This window comes from Bacillus sp. EE-W1 (genome assembly GCF_009760835.1).
Lineage (GTDB): Bacteria > Bacillota > Bacilli > Bacillales > Bacillaceae_G > Bacillus_A > Bacillus_A wiedmannii.
Genome location: NZ_WIPE01000069.1, coordinates 25,497 through 26,479, shown reverse-complemented (window position 1 = coordinate 26,479; position 983 = coordinate 25,497). Strand labels below are relative to the sequence as shown.

General features: G+C 36.5%; 1 pseudogene. It reads right to left on the bottom strand.

Annotation, left to right across the window (positions count from 1 at the left end):
- Positions 1 to 983, bottom strand: a pseudogene (locus GFJ36_RS16755) (IS4 family transposase); the annotation flags it as partial.

Here is a 983-nt window from a genome sequence, read left to right as displayed (position 1 = left end):
TTGTCCCATCGGGACAATATCTGTAGGGATATTTGTCATATATACATTGATACCGCTAAGTCGTTTACTACGAGCAGAATACTTCATTCCTTTCTTTTTTTCTCTTACAGTTTGATCTTGTAATCGTTTTTGTTGTTGTTCTTTTGTTAGTCGATGAACAATCACACGAGTTGGGACTTTATCAGTCATTCCTACATAAGCGTTGGATATTTCACATGTTTGTCCTGGTTGAAGAGAGTTCATTACAACCTCCACATCTATCTGGATATACTCTGTACCTTTCTTGATTCTGCCATCTTGAAAATAATCAGGATGAGGATTTTTTTGATAAATACGTGTATTCGATTTGATACGTGAGAGATAATAAGCCTTTTTATCTTGTATGTGTTGAAGATCTTTCAAATGAAAATACTCTAAATCTCGGATACATAAATCATTCGCTGTCACAGTTGGAACACACAGGGAACCGTAGGTTCGATCATGTTGTTTCCCTGGACCTGTATGAATATGAAGAAACTGTCCACTTAATAAATCATACTCAAGCTGAATCTTTACTCCCGCTGTATTACTGCATCCTCCTGCACCTGGATAAACGGATGAAAAAGGATCTGGAAGTTGAAATGCAGTTGAATCTAAAATACGAATACGCTTGAAAACAGAAGTATATGGTGAAGAAATGGGCATAGATGAGGTCAATTTTTTGTTTAATAGTTCGGCTAGTAGGTGTTGTAAAAGTTGGACGGCCGCCTTATTAAATCGTTGATTCAGTCCCTCAGAACTGATAAGTACTGCTGTTGATGCTTCTAAACAGCTAGATAATTGAGTTAAAGAAGTCATAGCTACATTTTGGCTCACCCATACACATAAAGCTATTAAATCTTTTGCTTGGTACTTACTGGTTCGTTGTACGAAACCAACATCTCTAGCAAGATTCCGTAAGGTATTTGGAGATAAAAAAACTTTGAATCTCTTGAGCAAATAGT